Genomic DNA, 3,799 nt, shown 5'->3' on the forward strand with positions numbered 1-3,799 from the left:
TATGGGGTCGACCGTCGCCTTTGAGGTGACCCGCCGGTTGGAGGCGGCGGGCGGCCCGGTGCCGTTCGTGCTGTTCGCCTCCGGCCGTAGAGCCCCGTCGACCTCCCGCGCCGAATCCGTGCATCTCCTGGACGACGAGGGTTTCCTACGGGAAATCCACGCGCTTGGTGGAACCGACCCGCGCATCCTCGCCGATCCCGAAATGCTGGAGCTGATCCTGCCGCCCACCCGGGCGGACTACCGGGCGATCGGAACGTATTCCGCCCCTTCGGACGCGGTGATCGGCACGGCGATTACCGCGCTGGTCGGGGATTCCGACGCCAAGGCCACCGTGGCCGAGGCCGAACAATGGCGGGCGCACACGACCGGCGCGTTCACGCTGAAGGTCTTTCCCGGTGGTCATTTCTACCTGTCGGACCAGCAGGCCGCCGTCATCGACACCGTCTCGGCCGGACTGGTTCCCGCGGCCACCGCGGGTCCCTCGCTCTGACCCGTCGGCCTGCCCCGCCGGCCGGCTCGTCGGTCAACGTTGTCGACCTGGACGTGTCGACCTGGACGTGACCCCCGCCACGGGCACCGGCGGCACCCCGGGCGGGATCCGCGTCAGCGTATTTCGTTCGGGGCCGTGGCACCGCGGCTACGCTTCGACCGTGCGGTACGGGTCGGGACGCAAGGGATACGAGGGGCACGAGGGAGACGAGGGAGACGAGGGAGACGAGGGTGCGGTGGCCGGCCTGCTCGCCGCGGTCGCGGCCGAGACCGGCGCGTCCGCGGGGACCCCGCCGTCGCGGGCGATGTCCCGCGCCTACCGGGAGTTGTCCGACCGGTATCGCGCGAACGCCGCCACACCGGGCGACGGTGAGCTGACGGCGGATCACATCCGGGCCTACCTCGCCGCCCGCCTGCCCGCGACGCTGGCGGTCACCCGCGCGGTTCTCGGTGAGGTGGCGCTGCGCCGCCCGGACTGGCGGCCCGGGTCCGTCCTCGACCTGGGCGCGGGTCCCGGGACGGCGACCTGGGCCGCGCTGGCGGTCTTCCCCGGCGTGACCCGGGCCGTCCTGGTCGAGCGGTCCGCGCTGATGATCGACGTCGGTCGCCGGCTGGCCCGCCGTGGTGGCGCGCCGGCCTTGGGCACGGCGACCTGGCAGCGCACGTCCGTGCTCACCCCGCCCGGCGACGGCGCGGACCGGGCCGACCTGACGGTGGCGGCCTATGTGCTCGGCGAGCTCGCCGACGGCGACCGGGCCGCAGCCGTGGCCGCGTGGTGGCGGGCCACCGCGGCGGAGCTGGTCGTCATCGACGCGGGAACCCCGGCCGGCTTCGCGCGGATCCACGCCGCGCGCTCGGCGCTCGTCGAGACCGGCGCGACCATCACCGCGCCCTGCCCCGCCGACGACGACTGCCCGATGACGGCGGGGGACTGGTGCCACTTCGGCCGGCGGGTCGAGCGCAGCGCGCTGCACCGGGCGATGAAGGACGGTGCGCTCGGGTACGAGGACGAGAAGTACTCCTACCTCGTCGCGTCGCGTCGCGTCGCGTCGCGCCGCCCGCGCACGCCGCTGGCCGGGTGCTGCGCGCGCTCGGGCCACGTCCGGCTGACGGTCTGCGAGGCGCCGCGGCAGGGTGACGTGGTCGTTTCCCGCAGTGAGAAGAAGGCCTACCGCTGGGCCCGGCGGGCCTCCTGGGGTGACGCCGTCCCGCCCGGCATCGGGCCGCGCTGACCCGCCGTTACCGGCGGGACCCGCCGGTGACCTGAATCCGGTGACCTGAACCCGGCGACGGGAACCCTTTGACCTGGTACCCGGCAGTCGTGGTCGGTTACCGGCTGTCTACTCTTATGTCTGTTATGTCGTGCCGGTGCGCGTCGAGGCCGGTCCGTCAGACGGACGGCGGGGGCGGAGGGCGGGCGGATGGACATGACCGGCTCGGCATGGCGGTCCCCGCCGGCCATTCACTGCGCATGAGCACCGATATCCGGACGTCCGCGTCGTCGGGGGCATCGGCGCGGGAACCGGGGACGGTACCGGACTTGGCGGTGGTACCGGAGCCGGGGTTGGTACCGGAGCCGGCACCGCCCGCGGTACCGGCCCGCCGCCGCGCCCGCCGCCGGTCGGGCCGCACGCCGGCGCTGATCGTCGCGGCCATCTGCGGGTGCTCGTTTGTCGTCAGCCTGGTCCTGCAGGCGACGCTGTACCGGCACGGCTCGGGTGACGCGGACGAGGCGGCCTACGTCCTGCAGGCGCGCATGCTGCTCGATGGCCGCCTCACCCTGGACGCGAACACCGTCGAGCCGTTCTTCCGGCCCTGGCTGACCGGGGAGCACGACGGGCGGGTGTTCACCAAGTACCTGCCCGGGTGGCCGGCGCTGCTCGCCGCGTCCCAGGCGTTGTTCGCCACCATGGCCGTCGCCCCGGCCCTGGTGGCGGCCGGCTGGGTGGCCGGGACGTACCGGCTGGCCCGCGAGCTCTTCGACGACGCGGTCACCGCGGTCACAGCGGCGGTGTTCGTCGCGCTGTCCCCGCTCGCCCTGGTGCACACCTCGTTGCCCCTCGCCTACGCGTGCGGAGCCGCAACGCTGACCCTGGCGTGCGCGGCGCTGCTGCGTGGCGGCCGGACCGGGGCGCGGCTGTCGCTCATCGGTGGCGGGGCAGGCCTGGGATTCGTCCTGCTCCTGCGGCCCTTCGACGCGGTGATCGTCGCCGTTCCCGTCGTGGTGTTCGTGCTGGCGCGGCTGTGGCGGTCCGCGAGTGGCCGGTTCGTGCGTGCGGTGGCGCACCGGACCGCCTGGGCACTCGCCGGCTTGGCGCCGTTCGTTGTCGTGCTCCTGGCGTACTGCTGGCGGGTGACCGGTTCTGCGCTCCGGGCGCCGCTGTCGGCCTCCGATCCGCTGGACCGCTTCGGTTTCGGGCCGCGTCGCATCCTGCCGTCGGAGCCGACGTTCCTGTTTACCCGCCGGCTCGCCTTCGAGGCCCTGCACGGTACCGTCGCGGCGGCCCCGAGTTGGGTGTTCGGGGGCGTCGCGGTCTTCGTGCTCGCGATCGTCGGCGCGCTGCGGGCGCACCGCCGTCCCGAGCGCGTCCTGCTGGTCGTCATCGTCGCCGCCGTCGGTGGCGGCTACTTCTTCTGGTGGGGTTCGGCGTTCGCGATGCCGGGCCTGCTCAACGGACTCGGCCCGCACTACCATCTGGCCGCGTTCGCCCCGATCATGATTCTTGCCGCCGACGGCGCCCGCCGGGTGTGGTCCATGAGCGAACGGTGGTTCGCCCCGTGGCCCGGCACCGGCTCCCCGCCGGCCCGGACCGTCCCACGGCGACCCGTCCCGCGCGGACCCGTTCTGCGTAGATCAGGTCTGCGCGGACCCGTCCTCGTGGTCCTCGCCGCCGCGGGCCTGATCCTCCTCACCGTGGACGCGATCCCGGACAAGGTCGCCGGCCAGCGATGGGTGAACGACCGCAACGCGTTCCTCGACGCCCTGCTGCCGGACCGCTACCCGGGCCCGGCGGTGGTCGTCGTGACGCCCGGCGTCCCGAGCCGTTACACCCAGGTGCCGTACCAGATGCTGCGGAACACCCCGGACCTCGCCGGGCCGGTGGTGTACGCCGCCGACATCGGTGCCGGCACGGCCACCCTGCCCGACCGGATGCCGGGTCGGGCGGTCTACCGGCTGCGTCCCGACGAGATCGTCGACCCGGCCGCGCCCGCGAGCTACTGCGGGTTCTTTACCGCGCTGCGCCAAGTCGCCGGCAACCGCGTCCGCGTCCAGGTGACGGCGCGCGATCCCGGTGGTGCTGGCGGTGCT

At 73.9% G+C, this 3,799-nt stretch carries 3 protein-coding genes; all 3 read left to right on the forward strand.

The genetic code is table 11. The annotated features are described in order from the left end of the window. Window positions 1–490, forward strand: a 490-nt coding sequence (locus tag AC08OJ_RS18750) for a thioesterase II family protein (protein ID WP_476596430.1), incomplete at its 5' end; no start/stop codon positions are given. A 160-nt stretch (window positions 491–650) separates the two neighbouring features. After that, a complete protein-coding gene (locus AC08OJ_RS18755) occupies window positions 651–1,721 on the forward strand; it encodes a small ribosomal subunit Rsm22 family protein (protein WP_476596431.1) in 1,071 nt (356 codons plus the stop codon). 314 nt (window positions 1,722–2,035) lie between these two features. Beyond that, window positions 2,036–3,799, forward strand: a 1,764-nt coding sequence (locus tag AC08OJ_RS18760; protein ID WP_476596432.1) for a DUF7846 domain-containing protein, incomplete at its 3' end; no start/stop codon positions are given.

It is taken from the genome of Frankia sp. CgKIO3 (genome assembly GCF_977946435.1).